Consider the following 21,485-nt stretch of genomic DNA (forward strand, 5'->3'; position numbering starts at 1 on the left):
CCCGTGGATCAAGGTTCATGGGTCCATGCTCGCGCCGTACGACGCCGGCGTCCAAGACCGGTTCGGCACCCAACGATAACCTGGAGGCATGATCGCCCCAGCGCCCCGCCAACCCGTACACGTCCCCGCGGTCGGCGGCGACGTGGTCGAGATCACGGCGGGGGCGCACTCGACCGATGGCCCGCTAGCTGATTGAATCCTGTACATGAACCAGCGCAAGGGCCTCACGCGTCGACGCCACGTCGATCTCGTGCGTGTGTCCAGCGGTCTCTGTTCGTCCCGCGCCGCCCGCTGAGCGGGCCTTCCTCCGCGCGTTCTCCTTCGTCGCGACCCGTCGTGAGTGACTCTCAGGTGCCGGCTGCCCGGCTCTCCTCCTGACGTCCCGTCGGTCCGGCCTTCCTCCTCCGCTCAATCGCCATCGCCCGTGTCCGGTGTTCCGGCGCGGGCCGCCGCCCTGCTCTGCCCTGCCCGCTGTGAAGGAGCTCCCATGCCCACCGTGCTCTCCGTCTCGGGAAGCCCGTCCCCGACCTCGCGCACCGGCCGCCTGCTGCGCCACCTCGACGCGCGCCTGACCCGGCAGGGCCACCACGTGGTCCCGCTCGACGTGCGCACGCTGCCCGCCGAGGCGCTGTTGGGCGCCGACCCCGGGCACCCCGCGATCCAGGCCGCGGCCCGGCTGTTCGAAGAGGCCGACGGCGTGCTGATCGGCACGCCCATCTACAAGTCCGCGTACTCCGGTCTGCTCAAGACCCTCCTGGACCTGCTGCCCCAGTACGCGCTCGCCGGCAAGGCGGTGCTTCCGCTGGCCACCGGCGGCAGCCCCGCCCACGTCCTGTCCCTGGACTACGCCCTGCGGCCGGTGCTCACCTCCATGGGCGCGGACCATGTGCTGCCCGGCTGGTTCGTGGTCGACAAGCACATCACCGTCGCGGCGGACGGCACCGTCACCGTGCAGGAGGACACCGCCGGCGAGGTCTACCGGGTCGCCGACGCCTTCTCCGCCGCGCTGACCGCACGTCAGCACACCGTCGTCGCCGCCTGATTCCGCAACGGGGGGCGGCAGCCTGCGCTCCCGGGACCGGGTCCGTCGCGACAGTGCCGGCCACCGCCGTTCACCTACGGGGGCGCCAGCCGAGCAGCGGCGCGACCTCCCGGGCGGTGGCGGCGAGCAGGCGGAGGTGCTCGCCGTACTCGGGCACGCCGGGGACGAAACTGACGAGCAGTTCGGTGGCCCCGGCGAGGGACGGGTCGGCGGCGAGGGACTCGGCGACGGCCTCGGACGGCCCGAGCAGTGACCGGTCGCGCTCCAGGTACTCCTCGATGCCGAGTTCGGCGACGCCACCGCCCGGGGATGCCCAGGACTGCCAGCGGCGCACGCCTGGTGCGACGGCGCGGATCGCCGCGGCGCGGTCGGGATGCGGGTAGACCGCGCGCGAGATCTGCACGCGCGGGTCGTACCCCGCCTCGGCGGCGGCGGCGCGGTACGCGGCGACGATCTCCGCCTGCCGCTGGACGCTCTGCCGTCCGGGCCAGTCGCCGGCCCGGGACAGCTGCAAGCCGTCGCCGGCCCGCGCGGCGGCGACGGCCGCGCCGACGGCCCGCGTCGGCTCGCTCGTGGTCGCCTGCCACAGCCGCCGCCGCACACCGGCCCCCGGGGGGTGCAGCACCTCTCCGGCACTGTTGACCGGATGCCCTTCGAGGACCCCGTGCAGCCTCGCCACGCTCTCCTCGAACAGCCGGTACCGGTCCTCCAGGTCGCGGCCGAACGCCTCCCAGGCGGTCGGGAACGGACCCGAGCCGACCCCGAGTTCGAGCCTCCCGCCGCTGAGCTCGTCGACCACGGCGGCGTCCTCGGCGACGGTCAAGGGGTCCGCGAGCGGCAGGACCAGCACGCCGGTGCCGAGCCTGATCCGGGTGGTGTGCTCGGCGATCGCGGCCAGCAGGACGAGCGGGGCGGAGACATGCTCGTTCCCCTGGCGGAAGTGGCGGTGGATGACCCAGCCCGAGTCGTACCCGAGCCGTTCGGCGGCGACGAACAGGTCGATGGCCTGGCGGTACGCCGCGGCGGGGGCGAGATCGGAGTCGAGGTGGAGCAGGAAGCCGAGCCGGAAGGGCCGGCCGTCCGCCGCTCCGACTCCCACCGCGCCCGCCGTCTCGGCCGCGGGCGCCGGTCCTGTGCTCGCCGTGCCGGGGAATGCCTCAGTCGGAGATGTCATGGATCACGGTCCGTTCCGTTCGTGGGCGTTCGTGGATGAAGGAAGCCGGCTCGGGAGTTCGGGAGGGAGGCCGTCGGCCGTCTCGTCCGCGCACCCCGTGGGCGGGCCTGCGCGAACCGGGCGGGCGGGGGCGGGTCAGCCGGCTTCATCGGGCCCCGACTGTGCGGGACGGGGGTGGCGGAAGCGCTCACCGGAGCGGCGGGTACGGGCCTGCGGGTGCCCCGGCCCGGGGCGCCCCGGGCCGCCCGTGGGGGCGGCCCGGAGCGCCGGGGTGCGGCGGGGTCCCGGCGGGGTCAGCTCCGCCGGCCCGTTCCGTGCACGCCGTACTCGTCGATGACGGCGAGCTCCTCGTCGGTGAACTCCGGGCCGTTCAACGCCCCCAGGTTGTGGTCGAGCTGCTCCTTGGAGCTGGCTCCTGTCAGCGCCGACGTCACGGCGGGATTGCGCAGCACCCACTGGAGGGCGAGTTGGGCGAGCGACTGGCCGCGGCCCTCGGCAAGCTTGTTGAGCTGCGCCGTGCGCCTGCGGTAGGTCTCGTCGATCTGGTCGGGCGTGAGGAAGTCGCTGTTGCGGGCGCGGGCACCGTCCGGGATGCCCTCCAGGTACTTGTCGGTGAGCAGGCCCTGCGCCAGCGGCGAGTAGACGATGAGGCCGAAGCCCTCCTCGACGGCCAGGTCGGCGAGGCCGTTCCGCTCGATACTCCGGTCGTAGAGGGAGTAGCGCGGCTGGTGGATGAGCAGCGGCACGCCCTCGGCCCGAAGCAGCCGGGCGATGGCCTCCGCGCGGTCGGGCTGGTAGTTGGAGATGCCGACGTACAGCGCCTTGCCCGTCCTGACGGCCGTGGCGAGGGCACTCGCGGTCTCCTCCAGCGGCGTCGTCTCGTCCGGGGTGTGGTGGTAGAAGATGTCGACGTAGTCGGTGCCGAGGTCGCGCAGGCTCAGCTCCAGCGAGGACAGCAGCGCCTTGCGGCCGCCGCCGCGCAGGTTCGGGTTGGGCCCGAAGACGCCGCCCGCCTTGGTGGACAGGACCAACTCGTGGCGGTAGGGCGCCAGTTCCCGGCGCAGCAGGCGGCCGAGGGTCCGCTCGGCGGCGCGGTGCGGCGGGCCGTAGCGGTTGGCGTTGTCGATGTGGGAGATGCCCAGGTCGAAGGCGTGCAGGATGATGTCGCGCTGGGTGTCGTAGGCGTAGTCGGCGCCGAACTTCTGCCACAGGCCCAGGGAGAGGGCCGGCAGGTCGAGTCCGGACCGGCCGGTGCGGCGGTAGGGCAGGGACGCGTAGCGGTCGTCGGCCGCCTTGAAGACGTCCTCGTAGTTCGGGTACTGCTCACTCATCGGGTGCTCCGTAAGTCGCCTGTCGGGCTTGTCGGTTGGGCCGGGCCTGTAGTGCCTGGTGGTCGGGGCTCGCGTGCCGGGAGGGGCGGGAACGCTCAGCTGCGCAGCGCGGCCGGCAGCAGCGAGGGGGTGTCGCGACCGGTGTCGCGCTCCAGGAACTGGGTGCCGGGTTCGACGATCTCGTCGATCGCGTCCAGGATCTCCGGGACCAACTCGACCGTGGCGGCCTTGAGGTAGGTCTCCAGGTGGGCGTGGGTGCGCGGGCCGATGATCACGCTGCTGACCGCCGGGTGGTTGAGGGCGAAGGCGACCGCCAGCTCGGGCAGCGTCAGCCCGTTGTCCTCGGCCAGCCCGGCGAGCGCGTCGGCGGCGGCGAGCTTGCGCCGGTTGCGCGCGAGGGAGATGTCGAAGCGGCCCGGGATCAGCTCGGCGCGGGCCGACCGGGGCTGCTCGCCGCCGAGGCGGTAGGTGCCCGACAGCCAGCCGGCGGCCAGCGGGCCGTAGGACAGGACGCCCTCGCCGTACTTCCGGACGGTGGGGAAGACCTCGCGCTCGGCGCCGCGGACGAGGAGCGAGTACGGCACCTGTTCGGTGTGCGGGGCGATCAGGCCGTGCTTCTCGGCCAGCCAGTGCGCCTCGACCTTCTGGTGGGCCGGGAAGACCGAGGTGCCGTAGTAGCGGATCTTGCCCTGCCGGATCAGGTCGTCGAGCGTGCGGAGGGTCTCCAGCAGGTCGGTGTGCTCGTCGGGCCGGTGCGCCTGGTAGAGGTCGAGGTGGTCGGTGCCGAGGCGGCGCAGGCTGTTCTCGACGGCCTGGACGATCCAGCGGCGGCTGTTGCCGGCGTGCTGGGGGTTGTCACCGACCTGGCCGTGGAACTTGGTGGCCAGGAAGAGGTCGTCGCGGCGGTGCCTGATGGCCTTGCCGACGATCTCCTCGCTGCTGCCGTGGCCGTAGACGTCGGCGGTGTCGATGACGGTGATCCCCGCGTCGAGCGCGGCGCCGATGACCTCCAGGCTCTCCTTCTCCTCGGCGTAGCGGCCGAAGTTCATGGTGCCGAGGGTGAGCGGTGTGACGCGGACGCCGGTGCGGCCGAGGTGGCGGGTCAGCCCGATGGACATGGGTATCGCGGTTCCTTCCGGGGGCGGTCGTTCGGAGGGCGGTCGTTCGGAGCGGGCGGTCGTTCGTGGGCGGGCGGTCGTGGGCGGGCGGTCGTTCGGAGCGGTCAGAAGAGGCCGCTGGTGGGGGGTTCGGCGGCGCCGAGCCGGTAGGCGCCGGCGACGGCGAGCTTCCAGTCGCGCGGGTTGTGGTTGGCGACGACGCGGGCGTTGCGCCAGTGCCGGTCGTATCCAAACTCGCGGTCGGTGAGGCTGCCGCCTCCCACGTCGAAGAGGAGCGGCGCGGCCGAGAGCGCCGCGTCGATGGCGACGACCGCGGCCTCCGCTACGGCGACCGCGGCGCTGGCACCGGCACGGTGGGCTTCCTCGCCGTGCAGGCCGCGCACCTCGTCGAGTTCCTCCGCGGCGAGCACGACGGCCGAGCGCGCCGCGCGGGCATGCGCCGCGATCTCGCCGACGCGGCGCCGGATGTACGGGTCGTCGACGCTCCGGTCGGCCGAACTGTGCTTGATCGGCCGGGCCTTCTCCCGCACCCACCACAGCGCGTCGTCCAGGACCCGGGCGGCGATGCCCGCCTCGATCGCCGCGAGGTGCAGTTGGGGGTAGCTGCCCTGCCACGGGTTGTCGGGGACGGGCGTGTCCTCGTCGATCAGGACCGCCTCGTCGTCGCCGACGAGGACGTCGGTCAGGCGGGTGGTACCGCTGGCGGTGAGCCGCTGGCCGACCGCGTCGAAGTCGTCGAGGCGTTCGACGCCCGCGCGGTCGACCGGCACCGTGAACCGCAGGACGGCGCCCTCGGGGGTCTTCGCGGTGCCGCCGAACCAGTCGGCGTACAGCCCGCCGGTGGAGTAGTACTTCTCGCCGTTCAGCACCCAGTGGTCGCCGCTGCGCACGGCGGTGGTGTGCACCGAACCGCTGGCGCCGCCGCTCCGCTCGTTCCCGGTGCCGGCCAGGATGTGCCCGCGCCGCAGCCGCCCCAGCGTCTGGTCGCGGTGCGGGGCGTCCGGGCGGGACACCACGGCCCAGGCGGACATGAACGTGCCGCGCAGCGCCTGGGCGACGTTGGAGTCGGCGCGCGCGATGTCGATGACGACCTCCACGGCGTCGCGCAGCGAGCCGCCCGCGCCGCCCTCCTCGCGCGGCACCACGGCCAGGGCAGCGCCCGCGCGGGCCAGGGCGCGCACGTCGTCGAGGGGGTGTTCGCGGGTCTGCTCGCGCCGCGCGGCGGAGGCGGCCAGCCGCGCGAGGACCGGCGCGATCGCGGGACGCAGCCGGGCCACGGTCAGCGGCTCGGCGGGAGTCGACGGGCTTTCCGGCACGGCGTCTGCCACATCCAGAGTCATGAGAGCCTTCCGAGGGGTGTGCGACGGACTTCGTCGAGCGGCATGCGGGGCGGATGCCCGTCGTGGGTCGCGGTCACTTTCCGGCCGTACTCGCGACAGGGCGGCGGGCCGAACGGGCCGCGGGCAGCGGGAGTCCCAGGCGGTCGCGCAGGGTGCCCTGCGGGTACTCCCGGTGGAACAGGCCGCGCTCCTTGAGGATCGGCACCACGAGGGTGGCGAAGCGTTCGAGGTCGACGCGCGTGTCGGCGAACATCACCGTGAAGCCGTCGGCGGCTCCCTGGCGCCACCACGACTCCAGGTCGTCGGCGATGTGCTCCGGCGAACCGGCGACCAGCCGGTGGGTGCCGATGCCCGCGGTGTGGGCCACCAGTTCGCGCAGCGTGCGGGGGCCCTCGGCCAGCACCGCGCGCGTGTTGTTGTACGTACCGACCGAGAAGGCCCCGAGGTTCGGCTCGGCCGGCAGGTCCGCCGACCGGATCACGTCGTCGGGGCCGAAGGCGCCGGCCGGCAGGCCGAGCGAGGACAGCAGCGCCGAGACGAGGTGCTCGATCGGGGGCAGCGTGGCGTCGAGTTCGGCGTGCCGGCGCTCGGCGTCCTCCTGATCGGTGCCGACCAGCACGATGACGCCGAGCGAGTACTTGATGCTGTCGGCGTCCCGGCCGTGGGCCCGCGCGCGGGCGCGCACGTCGTCCCGCGAGGCCCTGGCCTTGGCGACGGTGTGGCCGGCGGCGAAGACCACGTCGGCGTACTCGGCGGCGAGTTCCAGGCCGGCGGGCGTCTCGCCCGCCTGGGAGACGACCGGGCGGACCTGCGGCGAGGCGGGCACCGGCAGCGGGCCGGCGACGTCGAAGAACTCGCCGTGGTGGTCGACGGCGTGGATGCGGCTGCGGTCGCCGAACCGGCCGGTGGCCTTGTCCGCGACGATCGCGTCGGGTTCCCACGACTCCCACAGCCGCGTGATGACGTCGAGGAACTCGTGCGCGCGGCGGTAGCGGACGTCGCGGTCGGGGTGGGCGGACGCCCCGAAGTTCGCGGCTGCCGCGGGGTTGCCCGTGGTCACCACGTTGAGCGCGGCGCGGCCCCTGGTGAGGTGGTCGAGGGTCTGGAAGCGCCGGGCCAGGCTGTAGGGCGTGCTGTAGGTCGTCGAGACGGTCGGCAGCAGGCCGATCCGCTCGGTGGCGCCGGCGATCACCGCCAGCAGGGTGAACCCGTCGAGGCCGCCGGAGGTTCCGGTCGCGATGTCGGGGCCGAGCGCGGGGCTGTCGCCCTGGAACACGGCGTCGATGCCGGCCTCTTCGGCGATCCTCGCCAGGCGCACGTAGTGGTCGACGTCCAGGTAGGCGTACGGGTCGGCGTCGGCCAGCCGCCAGGCGGCGCGGTAGTGGCCGGGCGACATCAGGGAGAAGTTGAGGTGGAACTGGTCGCTGCTCATGGAAGGCTCCGGATGGTTGCCCCGGAAACGGGCGCGGACTGGCGGAGTGGCGGGCGGACGGGCGGACGTACGGATGTACGGCCCGGGACGGTGGTTCAGCGGGAGGGCAGCCCGCGGCGTTCGAGGCTGTCGCGCAGCGTGTCGCGGCCGGCCAGGCCGGCGGCGCCGGCGAGCCGGCCGAGGACGCGTTCCGACCACGCGCCGGTGAGCCCGTGGGCACCGTTGTAGGCGGCCAGGCGCTCGTCGTACGCCGGCAGGTCGGTGTCGGCCCGGCCGGCGTCGTAGGTCTCGCGGTGCAGTACGGCGCTCTGCGGCAGGCGGGGTTTGGTGCCGGCGTCCTCGGCGGGGTCGGGGTGCCCGACGGCGAGGCCGAAGACGGCCGCGGTGTGCGGCGGCAGGCCCAGTTCGGCGGCGAACTCCTCGGGGTGGTTGCGGACCGCGCCCACGAAGACCGACCCCAGGCCGAGCGACTCCAGCGCCACGACCGCGTTCTGGGCGGCCAGCGCGGTGTCGATGACGGCGAGCAGCGTGGACTCCAGGTAGACCGTGGCGTCCAGCGGCTTGCCGTGGCGCTCCGCCAGGCGGTGGTTGCGGTCGAGGTCGGCCACCCATACCAGGAACAGCGGCGCCTGGACGATGAACTGCTGCCGCGCCGCCAGGTCCGACAGCCGCCGCTTGCGCTCGGGGTCGGTCACCGCGACGACGCTCCAGGCCTGGAGGTTGGAGGACGTCGACGCGGACGACGCCGCCGCCACGACGGCCCGCAGCTCCTCCTCGGTGACGGGGGCGGGCAGGAACGCGCGCACCGAGCGGTGCCGCAGCTGGTGCTCGATGACGGGCGAGGTCGCGTGGAGGACGAAGCCGGGGTCACCGTAGCGGGCGCCTGCCCGGCTGGTCGTCGCGGCGTCGGTGGGGGTCATGGTGCTCGGGGCCTCTTCCGTCGGGGGGATCGGGACAGCAGTCGGAACGGGGATCGGCGCGGGGATCGGCGCGGGTTGGGCGCTCACCGGGTGCCCTCCTGTGCGCGGAGCTTGGGCAGCAGCTCGTCGCCGACGCGGATGATCTCCTGCTTGTAGGGCGTGTCCGACAGGATGAAGTGCGAGATGCCCAGCTCGCGGTAGCGCTGGAGCGCCTGCGCGACATCGTCGGCCGAGCCGACCAGCCAGGTGGTGCCCGCTCCGCCGCCGCCCACCGTGCCCGGCGTGGTGTAGAGGCAGCTGTCGAGCACCTCGCCGCGCTCGGCGAGTTCGAGCAGGCGCCGCTGGCCCACCGCGGTCCCGCGGTTGCCGACGGCGGCGTCACCGGGGCGGCCCGCCTCGGGCTTCCGGGCCATGACGGCGACCTTGGCCTCGGCGTCGCGCCATGCCTCCTCGGTGGTGTCGCGGACGAGCGTGGTGATGCGCAGGCCGAACTCCAGCGGCTTGTGCCGGCGTTCGACGCGGGCCGCCAGCTTGTTCAGCCGCTCGATGCGCCCGGCCAGCCCCTCCAGCGGTTCGCCCCAGAACAGCTGCACGTCCGCCTCGGCGGCCGACACCCGCTCGGCGGGCTCGGACGCGCCGCCGAAGTAGAGGGTGGGGTGCCGGTCGGGGTAGCCGTCAGGGTGCGGCAGCACGGTGGAGCCGTCGACGGCGAAGTGCTCGCCCTTGTAGGTGACGTGCTCCTCCGTCCACAGGCGCCGGACCAGCTGGACGAACTCCCGGGTGCGCTCGTAGCGGTTGGCCGGGTCGGTGGTGTAGTCGCCGTAGGCCGCGAGGTTGTCGAGGCCGCTGACGATGTTGACGAGCACGCGGCCGCCGCTGAGGTGGTCGAGCGTGGCGGCGGAGCTGGCGAAGTGCGCGGGCTGCCAGTAGCCGGGCCGCACCGCGATCAGCGGTTTGAAGGTCGTGGTCCGGGCGGCGAGCGCGGCGCCCAGCGTGAAGGTGTCGGGGCGGCCCCAGCCGGTGCCCAGCAGCGCGCCCTCCCAACCGTGGTCCTCGGCGGTACGGGCCAGGTCGGTGGAGTGGTCGAGTGTGCCCCAGCCCTCGCGCTCGCTCGTGTCGTCGCCGCGGTGGCCGGGTTCGATCTGGTTGGGTATGTACCACAGGTAGCTCATGTCGGTGTCCTGTTTCGCCGGGTGCTGGTGGACGGGCTCGGGCGGCTGCTCCGATGGCTGCTCAGGTGGCTGCTCAGGCTCAGGGGAGCCGTGGAACGCTGTCGGCGATCGAGTCGAGCTGTGCGGCGCGCTCGGTCCTGGTCTGGCCCTGTACCTGGAGGAACAGCACGGCGCGGGCGTGCAGTTGCGCGGTGTCGTCCGCGGGCAGTCCGCGGCCGGCGCGTGCCACCACGAGTGCGCGGCTGAGCGTGGTCAGGGCCTCCCGGGCGCGGACCTTGAGCGAGAGCCGTGCCGTAAGCGAGGCATCCGGGTCGCCGCCGTCGAGCGCCGCGTCGGCCAGCTCGTACGCCCGGGCGCGCAGGCTGCGCAGGTACGGCAGCCAGGCGTCGGCGACGCCGCCACCGTGCGGTTCGTCGGCGATCTCGTCGAGGATGCGCCTGCCCAGCCCGAAGAACTGCGGGCCGGCGTTGCCGGCGGTGGAGATGTCGTCGTGCCGCCAGTCGGCCAGGGGCTTCACGGCGAGCACAGAGGCGTCCGGGACGACCGCGTCGAGGACGCGGACGCGCTCGGTGCGGCTGCCGGTCACCGCCTGGAGTTCGAGCGGCGTCGCACGGAAGTGCTCGTCGATCGGGATGAGGGCCAGGACGACGTCCTCGGACTCCGGGTCGACCGCGGCGAGGATCGCGGCCTCGCTGAGGCCCCAGCCGCTGAACCACGAGACCGTGCCGTTCAGCACCCAACCGTCGCGGGTGCGCCGCGCGGTCAGGTGGCCGGTGGGATAGCGGCGCACGTCGCTGAGCGCCGCGCCGATCAGCACCTCGCCCCGCAGCACGGGTTCGACCAGGGGGTGGGTGCCGCCGGCCCCGGTAGGCGGTGTGCCGGCGATCCTCGCGACGGCCGGGGCGTGCTGGGCCCATATCAGCCAGACGTTGAGGTCGGCGTAGGCGAGCACCTCGTGCAGCCGGCGGTCGGCGTGGCGGTCGAGGCCGGCGCCGCCGAACCGGGGCGGTGCCAGGTGGTTGAGCAGCCCCAGGCCGCGGAGGTCCTCGACGGTGTCCCGTGAGACGCCTTCGCGGTCGGTCCGCAGTGCCGCGGGGGCCAGATGCTCCAGGGCGTACTTCTTCGTGCGCGCCACCAGTGGCTGCCCGTCGGCGGCGTCGACCGCGGCCGCGGCGGCGGTCGTGGTCCCGGTCGTCGTGGTCTCGGTCGTCGTGGCGTCGGCGGTCGTGGCGTCGGCGGCTGGTTGGGCCGGCATCAGCCGCACCTCCTGAACTGTGCGTCGGGTCCTGGTCGGACAGGTGGGGATCGAGCGGTGCGGGTCGCGACGCCTCAGGCGGGCGGCGTCCGGCGGCCAGCGGCCAGCGGCCAGCGGTCGGCGAACGCCGTGGGCGATCCGTGGACCGGTCAGGCCGGATACGGCAGCGAGAAGGCGCCCCGCAGCGTCTCGCCGGTGCTGGGCCCGAGCGCCGGCACGGCATCGGCAATCAGGGCGAGCACGTCGTCCTTGCCGCCCGCGGGGGCGAACTCGACGCCGTCCAGGCCGTGTTCGGCCACGAACGTCGGCAGGTCGGCCGGCACCGCCCGCGCCCCGGCCACGTCGACGCGGACCACCAGCGCGACGTCCTCGCGCGCCCGGCCCGCCCGTGCCAGCGCGGCGGACAGGTCGGCGCCGGCCGTCGGCGCCGCCTCCGGGTCGACCACGACGACATCGGCGTTGCGGGCGACGGCGTCCCACCCGAGGGTGTCCGGATCGTCGGCGACGAGCAGCGGTCCGCCCTGGGGCGAGGCGGGGCCGTCCAGCGGCCCGGCCACCCGGTAGTAGTCGCCCTCGAAGTCGATCGGTTTGATAAGGGTGTGCTCGGCGAAGACCTCGCCGTCCTGGTCGCCGACGAGCGCGGCGGGCGGGAAGGACGCCCACAGGCCCTTGAGTATCCGCGCGTACTCGTCCCAGCGGGCCGACCGGTCGCCGCCCGGCCGCGGCGCGACCGGGTCGCTGACCTCGTCGCCGTCGCCGGCCCGCAGCGCGAGCGCCGTACGTCCGCCGGTGGCCCGGTCGAGCGAGTTCGAGCGGCGCGCGAGGTTCGTCGGCGCGTTGCCGTCCGTCGGGGCCTCCAGAATCCAGCCCGGGCCAGGCCGCGGCGCGGCCTGCGTACCGGCGAGGTAGGAGGCGACGACGGAGGCGTCCAGGGTGCGGCCGGGCGCGCCGTCCCGTACGCGGATCGCGGTGACCCCGGCGTCCGCGGCGGCCTTGGTGATGTCGGCGGCCTCGGAGAGCGGAATGGTGCTGCCGATCGCGAGACCGACGATGACGATGCTCATCAGGTGTTCTCTCCTGGCTCAGCGTGCGGTGGCGAGCGCCTGCTCGGGCACGTCGAAGGCGATGGGGGCCGGCGGGATCGGGAAGCCGAGGTGGCCGCGCAGCGTGTCCGCCTGGTACTCCGTGCGGAACAGGCCGCGGCGCCGGAGTTCGGGGAGCACACCGTCGACGAAGTGGTCGAAGCCGGACGGCAGGACGTCGGGCATGACGTTGAAGCCGTCGGCGGCGCCGTGGCGGAACCAGTGCTCGATGTCGTCGGCGATCTGCTCGGGTGTGCCGACGACGATGCGGTGGCCGCTGCTGCCCGAGAGCCGGCGCAGCAGCCGGCGCAGCGTCGGGTTCTCCTTCTCGATGATCGCGCGCACGATCTTGTAGAAGCTCTGCGAGCCGCCGGCCTCGTCCGGGTCGGTCAGCAGTTCTCGCGGGATCGGCCGGTCGAGGTCGAGGTCGTCGAGCGGGAAGCCGAGCTGGCCCGCGAGCCGGGTCCGGCCGTACGCCAGCGGCAGCAGGTCGTCGAGCAGTTCGCGGCGCTCGCGTGCCTCCTGCTCGGTGCTGCCGACCACGGTGGAGAGGCCGGGCAGGATCACGACGTCCTCCGGGCGGCGTCCGAACTCGGCGGTGCCGGCGCGGATCTCGTCGCGGAAGGCCCTGGCCTCGTCGATGTCCTGGGCGGCGGAGAAGACGACCTCGCCGACCCGGGAGGCGAGCCGCCGGCCGTCGCGCGACCCGCCGGCCTGCACCACCACGGGTCGGCCCTGGGGTGAGGTGAACTCCTCGCGGTCGGCCCACTGGCGCACGACGCGCTCGGTGAAGTCGCCGGCGCGGCGGTAGCGCAGCGCGTGCTCGGGCTCCTCGTCGCGGCCGAAGTTGCGGGCGGCGGCGGCGCCGGCCGTGGTCACGACGTTCCACCCGATCCGGCCGCCGCTGACGTGGTCGAGGTCCCCGATCCGGCGGGCCAGTTCGGCGGGGTCGTTGTAGCTGGAGGAGAGGGTGCCGATGAGGCCGATGTGTTCGGTCCGGGCGGCGATGCGGGCCAGTACGGTCGACGGCTCGAAGCTGTTGCCGGGACGGTGGCGGATGATCGGTTCGATGACCGGGCCGTCGGCCAGGAACACCGCGTCGAGGGCGGCCTCCTCGGCCTTCTTGGCGATCGAGGTGTAGTGGTCGATCGAGTAGGCGGCGAGCGGGTCGCTGCCGGGCAGGCGCCAGGCGCCGCCGAAGACACCGGAGTTGAGGATGTTGACGTTGATGTGGAGCTGCTTGGCCATGCGGACCTCTCAGTTGTCGGCGGCCGCGGACGCGCGGCCCCGGTCGTAGCCGTTGACGGGGCCGGCTCCGTTGACGACGAAGTCGCCGATCACCCGGGGCTTGTAGACGACGGGGTTGTGCGAGGCCAGCGTGCGGGCGTTGCGCCAGTGGCGGTCCAGGTGGGCCCGCTCGCGCACCGCGGAGGAACCTCCGGCGTGGAAGGCGAGGTTGGCGGCTTCCAGGACGGTGTCGACGAGCGCGACCTGCGCGGCCGAGGTGTCGACGTAGGCCTGGGCGAAGGCGCCGGGGGTGTCGGCGGCCTCGGCGGCCTCGAGTGCCTCGGAGACCTGGCGCAGCAGGGCGTCGGCGGTGAAGCGGTGGGCGTACAGGCGCCCGACCACGCCGAGTACGTCGGGGTCCGTGGCGGCCTGGCCGGACAGGGCGTGCAGGCTGGTGCGGCTGCGGGCCCGCACCAGGGCGGCGGTCTCGGCCACCAGACTGCGGGCGATGCCCGTCAGGTTGGCCAGGTGCACCAGCTGCACGAAGGAGTTGAGCGACCGCAGGTCCTCCTTGTAGCGGCCGAGTTCGCCGTGTTCGGCGACGGGTACCCGGTCGAAGACCGTGGTGCCGCTGCCGGTCAGGCGCTGCCCGATGCCGTCCCAGTCGTCGAGGTGGGCGACGCCGGGGTGCCGGGCGGGTACGACGGCGAACCAGCGGTTCCCCTCGTCGTCCGCGACCGCGACGCGGATGTAGTCGGCGTACAGCGACCCCGTGGAGTAGAACTTCGTCCCGGACACGAGGTGCTGCCCATCGACGGACTCGACTCTCGTCGTGGTCTCGAACGCCGGTCCGCTGTGTTCGGACTGCGCGTTGCCGAAGACGGCGCCGGCGGCGACCTTGCGCAGCCAGTGGGCAGCGGTGTCCCGGTCCTCGGCGTGCCGCAGGATCTCGACGGTGGTGAAGTGGCCGCGCAGGATCTGCGGCACGTTGGAGTCGGCCTCGCCGGCCTGCGCGAGCAGCTCGAACAGGGTCGGCAGGTCCACGCCGAAACCGCCGAGCTCGACCGGTACGCGCAGCCGGCCGAAGCCGGTGTCCGCCAGGGCCCGGACGAGGGCGACGGGGTTGTCGCGGTTGAGGTCCCGCTCCCCCGCTTGGTCGGCGAACTCCGCGAGGACCGCGGTGAACGCGGCCCGCGCCTGCTGGAGGGAGGGTGTGGCAGCAGTGGTGTTCATGATCCTCGCTCGTTAGAGGTGGACGAGTTTCCGGCCGGCGATCGCCCCCAGCAGGTTCTGCGTGTACGGCGACGACGGCCGGCTGAAGACGTCGTCGACGGGCCCCTGTTCGACGATCCGACCGTTCTGCATGACCGCCACGTGGTCGGAGATCGCCCGCACGACCGCCAGGTCGTGCGAGATGAAGACGTAGGTCAGCCCGCGCTCGCGCTGGAGGTTGCCCAGCAGGTCGAGGATCTGCGCGGCGACCGAGACGTCGAGCGCCGAGATGGGCTCGTCGAGCACCAGGATCTTCGGCTCGACCACGAGCGCCCGGGCGAGGGCGACGCGCTGGCGCTGGCCGCCCGAGAGCTCCGCCGGTCGCAGGTCGGCGAACGACGGCGGCAGGGCGGCCGCCTCCAGCGCGGCCACGACCCGGTCGCGGTTGGCCTTCCTGCGCTTCCACGGCAGTTGAGCGGGTTGGAAGGCCCGCAGCGGCTCCTCGACGACGTCGAACACGTCGAACCGCGGGTCGAAGGACGAGTACGGGTTCTGGTGGACGATCTGGACGTCCTTGCGCAGCGGCCGGTAGCCGCGCCGGTCGAGCCCGGTGATGTCCGTGCCGAGCACGGACACCGAACCCGAGGTCGCCTCCATGAGCCCGACGAGCACGCGGGCCGTCGTCGACTTGCCGCTGCCGGACTCGCCGACGATCGAGAACGTCTCGCCCCGGCGTACCTCGAACGACGTGCCGGCGACCGCGTCGGTGCCGCCGTAGGACTTGCGCAGGTCCGTGACGGTGATGACAGGCTCGCGCTCCTCGGTCGCGGCGGCGGCGCGGACGGGCGCCGCGCCGCGTCCCGGCACCGCCCCGACGAGCCGCTTGGTGTACGGGTGCCGCGGGCTGGTGAAGATCTGGTCGGGGGTGCCGACCTCCACCAGCCGCCCGCGCTCCATGACGCCGATCCGGTCGGCGCGGTCGGCGGCGACCCCCAGGTCGTGGGTGACCAGGACGACGGCCGTGCGGTGGCGGCGGCACAGGTCGCCGATGAGGTCGAGGACCTGCTTCTGGACGGTGGCGTCCAGGCCCGAGGTCGGCTCGTCGGCGATGATCAGGTCGGGCTCGCCGGCGATCGCGGAGGCGATCAGGACGCGCTGCTTCATGCCGCCCGACAGCTCGTGCGGGTACTGGCGGTACCGGAGTTCGACGTCGCGGAAGCCGACGGTCTCGAACAGCTCGTGGACCCGTCGCCGGCGCTGCGTGGCGCTGAGGCCGCTGTGCAGCAGCAGCGTGTCCTCGACCTGCTCGCCCACGCGGCGCAGCGGGTCGAGCGAGACGGTCGGGTCCTGCGGGATCAGGCTGACGGCACGGCCCCGCAGCGCGCGCCAGCCCTTCGGGGACAGTTCGGTCAGCACCTGGTCGCGGAAGGTGATCCGGCCGCCGGTGACGCGCCCGTTCGCCGGCAGCAGTCCGAGGACGGCGTGGCCGGTGGTGGTCTTGCCCGAGCCGGACTCGCCGACGAGCGCGATCACCTCGCCCGGGGCGACGCTGAAGCTGACGTCGTGCAGGGTCGGCTTGAGCCGCCGGTCGACCTGGTAGGCGACGTGGAGGTTCTCCACCACCAGCAGGCGTTCGCCGCTGGTGTCGCCGGCGCTCCCGGGGGCGGAGCCATTGGTGGGGGTCATGCGCTGCTCCGCTTGCTGATGAAGTGCGAGATGTGGTGGGTGGCCAGCACCGCCACGGTGATCACGACGGCCGGCCAGAGCGTGAGCCAGTCGGCGGTGGCGATGTAGTTGCGGCCGTCGGTGACCAGGCGGCCCCACTCGGGCTGCGGCGGCTGGGCGCCCAGTCCGAGGAAGCTCAGCGAAGCGATCCACATGATGGCCACGCCGAACTGCAACGTGATGAGCGAGATGGTCGGGGCGATCGAGTTGGGCAGCACATGGCGCCGCAGGATCGCCGACGAGGAGGTGCCGCTGGTCACCGCCGCCTCGACGTAGGTGCTGGCCTTGGCCTTGAGCACCTCGCCGCGGATCAGGCGGGCGAAGGTGGCCGAGGAGGTGAGGCCGACCGCGACCGCGGCCTGCATGATGCCGAAGCCGAGCACCACGACGATGACGATCGCGAACAGGAAGCCGGGGATCGACAGCACGACGTCGATGCCGCGCATGATCACCGCGTCCACCCACCGGCCGAACCACCCGGAGACCGCGCCGACGAGGGAGCCGACGACGACACCGATGGCGACGGCCAGGGCGGAGCTGGCCAGCGACGGGCGGGCGCCGTAGATGATGCGGGTGTACTCGTCGTGGCCGAGCTGGTCGGTGCCGAACCAGTGCTGGGCGGAGGGGTGGAGGAACTTCTGCGTGGGCGCGATGGCCAGCGGGTCCTGGCTGGTGAACAGGCCGGGCACGATCGCCCACAGCAGGATGAGCGCCACGATCGCGACGGCCAGCACCAGGCTCCAGTGCCGGGCGAGCCACACCAGGCCGGTCACGGCCCGGGACCTGCCGCGTTCGGCGGGAGCCGGCTTTCCGGGCCCGGCGTCGAGGAGGTCGGCGGTTTCTGTCGTCGTGGTCATGGCCTTGCCACCTCAACCGGGTCGCGCGTACCGGACGGTTCAGCCGCCTCGGCGGGGTCTGTGCCGGGTACCTGGGCCATCGCGGCCCGCCTGGCGCGGGTGACGCGGGTCGTCCTCGCGTCGAGCGCGATCCGCGGGTCGATGACGGTGTAGACGATGTCGGTGGCAAAGTTGACGGTCACGTAGATGGCCGTCGTCAGCAGCACGATGCCCTGGACGACCGGCAGGTCCTGGGTGTTGACCGAGGTCACGATCAGCTGTCCCAGGCCGGCGCGGCCGTAGACGGTCTCGGTGACGACCGCGCCGGCGAGCAGTTCGCCGATGGTCAGGCCGAGCAGTGTCAGCACCGGCAGCAGGGAGTTGCGCAGGACGTCCTTGCGGAAGATGTAGCCCTCCCCCGCGCCCTTGGCGTGCATGACGTGGACGAACGGCTGGCCCCGGGTCCGCCGGACGGAGTTGCTCAGCACCTGGGACAGCGGCCCCGAGACCACCAGCCCCACCGTCGCCGCCGGTGCGATCAGCGCCGTGAAGGTGTGGTCGTCCACCGGCGGGATCACATGCAGGTCGAAGGCGAAGACGTTGAGCACGACGATGCCGATGACGAAGATCGGCACCGAGGTGAACAGGGCCGGCAGGAAGCTGAGGGCGTCCCGCAGCCAGCCGAACTTCGCGTAGTTGATGAGCAGCGCGACGATCACCGCGAAGACCAGCCCGAACACCAGGCCCAGACCGGTGAGTTTCGCCGTCGAGGGCAGGTTGAGCGTCAGCAGGCTCCACACCTTGCCGCCGTTGGTGATCGAGTAGCCGAGGTCACCGGTGAACAGGCCGTACAGGTCGCGGAAGTACTGCTCGACCAGCGGCCGGTTCGATCCGTAGTAGTCCAGGAGCGTCTGCGCCTGCTGCGGTGTCATCAGGGAGTCCGGCGCGTTGATCCGGTTCCTGATGGCGTCGCCGGGCAGCACGCTCAGGAGGATGAAGGACAGGGTGTAGGCCGCCCACAGGACGGCGAGCGCCTGTGCCAGTCGGGTGAGGAGGTAGCGTCGCATGTGCTCGTCACCGGCCCCTTCGCCGGTTTCCGGGCGTCACTTGCCCAGCCAGGTGTCGTAGAGCCAGGCGCGGGCGGTCGACTCGGTCCCGAAGCCGTGCACCTTGGACGACAGGCCGAAGACCTGCGTCTCGTCGTAGAGCGGGATGCTGTAGCCCTGCTGGTACAGGTACTCGCCGGCTTCCTTGACGGTCGCGGCGCGCTTGGCCGGGTCGAAGGCCTCGGCCTGGTCGCGCACCAGCTGGTTCAGCTTCGGGTCCGGGCTCTTCGCGTCCTGGCCCAGGCCGTTGGCGCGGGTGGTGTCGTAGTCGACACGCAGGACGTTCGGGTCGGCCGTCGAGGTCTGGGACTGGCTGAACGAGAACTTCTCGCTGCCCGTGCCGCCGGCCGCGCTGATCGCCTCGTACTGGTCGAGCGAGACGCTGTGGATCGACAGTTTGACGCCGACCTTCTTCCACTCCGACTGGAGCACCTCCAGCACCTGCTCGGAGACCTGGTAGAACGGCGCGACCCAGATGTCGAAGTGCAGCTGCTGGCCGCCCTTGTAGCGGTAGCCGTCCGACTTCGCCGCCCAACCGGCGCTCTCCAGCAGCTGCTTGGCCTTGCCGGGGTCGTAGGCGAGATAGCTCGACAGGTCGGGGGCGTCCGGTGTGCCCTTGACGAGCGGGCCGATCGGGATGCCGTAGTTCGACGACAGGACGGCCTGGTTGATCTCCTTGCGGTCGGTGGCCGCGTTGAGCGCGAGCCGCACCTGCTTGTCGTCGGTGATGAGGCCGGGTCTGACCTGGACGGCGAGCGCGTTCGTCTCGCCCTGCACACCGAACGACTCCAGCTGGCCGCCGAAGGAGCCGACGGTCTGCTCGTCGGTGGGCGACAGGTTGCGGACGACCTGCGCCTGGCCGGACTGCAACGCGCCGATGCGGGTGCTCTCCTCCGGGACGTACTTGAAGTCGATCTCGTTCAGGTACGCCCGGCCGGTGTGGGCCGAGCCGGTCGGCCAGGAGGTGTAGTGCGGGTTCGGCTTGAGGACGACCTCGTTGACGCCGTCACCGCCGGCGTACCTGAACGGGCCGGTGCCGACCCAGTTCTGGACCTTGCTCTGCCCGGCGAGGTTCAGCTTGACGTACGACTCGGCGAGGATCGTGGAAGCCCGGTAGTTCGACAGCACCTGGAGGAAGCCGGCGTCCGGCGTGTTCAGCCTGATCTGGAACGTCGTGGGGTCGACGACCTTGGTGCCGGCGTAGCCGTTCCAGAACTGGTCGGCGGGGATGCCCAGTTTCTTGTCGCCGAAGCCGTGCTGGTCGAAGTTGTCCTTGACCACCTGGGAGGTCAGCGCGGTGCCGTCGGTGAACTTGACGTCCGGCTTGAGGTGGAAGGTGTAGGTCTTGTGGTCGGCGCTGACCGACCACGACGTCGCGAGCCACGGCAGCAGCTTGCCGGTCTTGGGGTCCTGCCAGATGAGGCGTTCGCCGATGTTGTCGGTGACCTGGCTCACCGACCACAGCGAGTTGGTGGTCTGCCAGTCCTCGTACTGCACGGGGTCGTAGAACGTCAGCGTGCCACCGGTCTGCGGCGAACCGCCTTGCGAATCCGACGAGTTCGAGCCGCCGGCTGATGAACCGCACGCCGTGAGCAGCAGGGCGGAGGCGGTGGCGGTGGCAATGGCGCCGAGCACGAGCGAGGGGCGGCGCGGACGGAGCATGGTCATGGCCTGGACTGTCTTCCTTCTTGGGCCGCACGGAACCGCCACCGGTGGGCGCGACGGCGCGCACAACGGCGGGGCATGGCGGCAGGCAGGGGCGCAGCAGGAACGGGGAGCGCGTGACGAGGAGTTCACACGTACGCGGTGGGCACCACGAAGCGCACACCGGCGACACGCGGCGCGGCCGCAGGCAACGCGGCGGGAAGCAGCGCAGCGGGAACGGACGGCGCGTTACGAGAAGTTCATGACGGGGAAGCGGGTTCGCTCACGCATCAGGGCCGCGAGAACGGGGCGGCGGGAGCGGCGGAACGAAGGGGGTGGACGGTCTGACGGAATCCGGCGATCGACCGGTGAGAACGGTCGGCGGGAAGAATCGTCAGCAGAAGCGACACGCGCTGGTGGCGATCAGCATGTAATCAACCACCCGGCAGCTGGTCAGCGGGGTCCACGGCATGAGCCAGAGACTGACATCCGCGGGCAGGAACGGTCAAGAGCGGGACCAGATCGCGAGACGCGCACCCGCTCTGCCCGGCGGCCTCCCCACGGGAAAAGCGCGGCCCGGCCCCCGCGCGCCGAAGGATGAACACGGGCCGGGGCCGGGCGGACGGGGACCTCCGGGACGGTCAGTTCTGCCGGAGTGCCGGCATCGGCAGGGGGATGTCGAAGGCGGTGGCGCCGGCCCCGACGCCTCCCTCACAGGAGTCGGGCGGGGTGGTGGTGACGCCGCGGGTGGAGGGGCGCTCGGCAGCCCAGAACATGTAGCCGAGCAGGCCGTTGGTGGTACCGGCTCCCGCGGGAGCCGCGCCCTGCGTCCAGGAGCCCGTGGCGTTCGTCACCGACGACGGGAAGTCGGTGCACTCGGGGCGGACCTGGGAGCCCTCGGCGATGTAGAGGCTGCCGGTGAACTTCGCCGGGGCCAGTGGCGGGATGGCCGGGCTGTAGTTGGCCTTGCCGTCCAGGTGCTCCTGCCAGTTGGACTCCGCACCGCTCGCCGACGGCTGCTTGCTCGGCACCATCGCGTTGGCGTAGTCCAGCACCGGGTTGCCGGGCGTGAGCCAGTGGGCGGTGGCGTACTGGTCGAGGTCGATGAGCCAGCGGTCGCCGGCGGCGACGTCGATGGTCAGGCGGGCGGTCGGGTCGGCGCCGGACGCGTCGTAGGGGTGCGCGGCCCGGTAGGCGTCGATGAAGGCCTGTAGTCCGGCGGTGTTCGGTCCGGAGCTCTGCTCGTAGTCGATCTCGATGCCGACGCCGAGTTGGGACGCCAGGGCCGCTGCCTTCTGCCCCAGCAGGGTCGCGTTCTGCGCCAGTGCGGTGTTCCAGTCGTCGGTGTAGGTGATGCCGCCGATGGAGAGCATCACGCGGATGCCGTGGCTGGTGAAGTAGTCCACCACGGCCTGGTTCATCCCGACCGGGACACCGTCGGTGTTGCCGCTGTTCGTCGTGCCGTTCAGCAGCGTCAACGGGTTGACGAAGCTGAGCACCACCAGGTTGACCGAGGGGCGTCCGTCACCGCGGTCGACCAGCCAGTGGTTCGCCTGGTCGAAGTCGGTCATGTCCCGCACCGTCGCCCATGTACACGCGTCGTTGCCGCACTGCCAGGCGCCGTAGACCTGCGGCGGTGTCGCCGCCGCGCTCGCCGAGGCGGCCGGCGCGGCCGCGGGCACGACGACCGCGGCGGCCAGCAGCGCGGCTGCCGCCGCGAAGGACTTCACATTTCCGAACGGCACACGCATGAACGCCTCCTGGCGATCAGGTGGTTCTCCGTGAAGGGGTGGCACAGGGTGGTGGATTGGTCTGGACCTTGTCAAGGAGTCGCCCATGCACCCGCATACCGCGACAAGAAGGGCAAAA

General features: G+C 72.5%; 18 protein-coding genes. 2 read left to right on the plus strand and 16 right to left on the minus strand.

Annotation, left to right across the window (positions count from 1 at the left end):
* Positions 1-205 precede the first annotated feature (205 nt).
* On the plus strand, positions 206-295 hold the full coding sequence (locus tag WA788_RS36060; RefSeq protein WP_435131052.1) for a putative leader peptide: 90 nt from the start codon (positions 206-208) through the stop codon (positions 293-295).
* Between the two features lie 192 nt (positions 296-487).
* Complete coding sequence (gene ssuE, locus WA788_RS13710) at positions 488-1,042, plus strand: NADPH-dependent FMN reductase (protein WP_335976820.1); 555 nt, start codon at positions 488-490, stop codon at positions 1,040-1,042.
* 70 nt (positions 1,043-1,112) lie between these two features.
* On the opposite strand, the gene WA788_RS13715 is transcribed toward ssuE, so the two are convergent.
* The 16 genes from WA788_RS13715 to WA788_RS13790 form a co-directional block, all read right to left on the minus strand.
* Entirely contained in the window at positions 1,113-2,216 is a 1,104-nt protein-coding gene (locus WA788_RS13715) for an LLM class flavin-dependent oxidoreductase (protein ID WP_335976823.1), read from the minus strand.
* A gap of 293 nt (positions 2,217-2,509) precedes the next feature.
* Positions 2,510-3,547 carry an aldo/keto reductase gene (locus WA788_RS13720; RefSeq protein ID WP_335976826.1) on the minus strand — a complete coding sequence of 346 codons (1,038 nt, stop codon included), beginning with the start codon at positions 3,545-3,547 and terminating at the stop codon, positions 2,510-2,512.
* Positions 3,548-3,642: 95 nt separating this feature from the next.
* Positions 3,643-4,665, minus strand: a complete 1,023-nt coding sequence (locus tag WA788_RS13725; protein WP_335976828.1) for an aldo/keto reductase — start codon at positions 4,663-4,665, stop codon at positions 3,643-3,645.
* Positions 4,666-4,769: 104 nt separating this feature from the next.
* Positions 4,770-6,005 carry an acyl-CoA dehydrogenase family protein gene (locus tag WA788_RS13730; protein WP_335976830.1) on the minus strand — a complete coding sequence of 412 codons (1,236 nt, stop codon included), beginning with the start codon at positions 6,003-6,005 and terminating at the stop codon, positions 4,770-4,772.
* A gap of 73 nt (positions 6,006-6,078) precedes the next feature.
* Positions 6,079-7,437 (minus strand): NtaA/DmoA family FMN-dependent monooxygenase, encoded by a 1,359-nt coding sequence (locus WA788_RS13735; protein ID WP_335976833.1) that lies wholly within the window; start codon positions 7,435-7,437, stop codon positions 6,079-6,081.
* Between the two features lie 95 nt (positions 7,438-7,532).
* Positions 7,533-8,357: an NADPH-dependent oxidoreductase gene (locus WA788_RS13740; RefSeq protein WP_335976834.1), complete on the minus strand. Its 825-nt coding sequence runs from the start codon at positions 8,355-8,357 to the stop codon at positions 7,533-7,535.
* 83 nt (positions 8,358-8,440) lie between these two features.
* Positions 8,441-9,529, minus strand: coding sequence for an LLM class flavin-dependent oxidoreductase (locus tag WA788_RS13745; protein ID WP_335976837.1), 1,089 nt, complete (start codon positions 9,527-9,529; stop codon positions 8,441-8,443).
* 79 nt (positions 9,530-9,608) lie between these two features.
* Complete coding sequence (locus WA788_RS13750; protein ID WP_335976840.1) at positions 9,609-10,784, minus strand: acyl-CoA dehydrogenase family protein; 1,176 nt, start codon at positions 10,782-10,784, stop codon at positions 9,609-9,611.
* Positions 10,785-10,933: 149 nt separating this feature from the next.
* Positions 10,934-11,848 (minus strand): LLM class flavin-dependent oxidoreductase, encoded by a 915-nt coding sequence (locus tag WA788_RS13755; RefSeq protein ID WP_335976843.1) that lies wholly within the window; start codon positions 11,846-11,848, stop codon positions 10,934-10,936.
* Between the two features lie 18 nt (positions 11,849-11,866).
* Entirely contained in the window at positions 11,867-13,114 is a 1,248-nt protein-coding gene (locus WA788_RS13760) for an LLM class flavin-dependent oxidoreductase (RefSeq protein WP_335976846.1), read from the minus strand.
* A 9-nt stretch (positions 13,115-13,123) separates the two neighbouring features.
* On the minus strand, positions 13,124-14,326 hold the full coding sequence (locus WA788_RS13765) for an acyl-CoA dehydrogenase family protein (RefSeq protein WP_335976848.1): 1,203 nt from the start codon (positions 14,324-14,326) through the stop codon (positions 13,124-13,126).
* A gap of 12 nt (positions 14,327-14,338) precedes the next feature.
* The gene (locus WA788_RS13770; RefSeq protein ID WP_335976850.1) at positions 14,339-15,991 is read right to left on the minus strand and encodes an ABC transporter ATP-binding protein; all 1,653 of its coding nucleotides are present in this window, start codon (positions 15,989-15,991) and stop codon (positions 14,339-14,341) included.
* The gene (locus WA788_RS13775; protein WP_335976853.1) at positions 15,988-16,887 is read right to left on the minus strand and encodes an ABC transporter permease; all 900 of its coding nucleotides are present in this window, start codon (positions 16,885-16,887) and stop codon (positions 15,988-15,990) included. Before WA788_RS13775 ends, WA788_RS13770 begins: the two co-directional genes overlap by 4 nt.
* Complete coding sequence (locus WA788_RS13780; RefSeq protein WP_335976854.1) at positions 16,884-17,933, minus strand: ABC transporter permease; 1,050 nt, start codon at positions 17,931-17,933, stop codon at positions 16,884-16,886. The genes WA788_RS13775 and WA788_RS13780 overlap by 4 nt, the downstream gene beginning before the upstream one ends.
* A 36-nt stretch (positions 17,934-17,969) precedes the next feature.
* Positions 17,970-19,640: an ABC transporter substrate-binding protein gene (locus tag WA788_RS13785; protein WP_335976856.1), complete on the minus strand. Its 1,671-nt coding sequence runs from the start codon at positions 19,638-19,640 to the stop codon at positions 17,970-17,972.
* A 617-nt stretch (positions 19,641-20,257) separates the two neighbouring features.
* Positions 20,258-21,367, minus strand: coding sequence for a hypothetical protein (locus WA788_RS13790; protein ID WP_335976858.1), 1,110 nt, complete (start codon positions 21,365-21,367; stop codon positions 20,258-20,260).
* Positions 21,368-21,485 lie beyond the last annotated feature (118 nt).

It is taken from the genome of Streptomyces sp. CA2R106 (assembly GCF_037034245.1).
Taxonomy (GTDB): Bacteria; Actinomycetota; Actinomycetes; order Streptomycetales; family Streptomycetaceae; genus Actinacidiphila.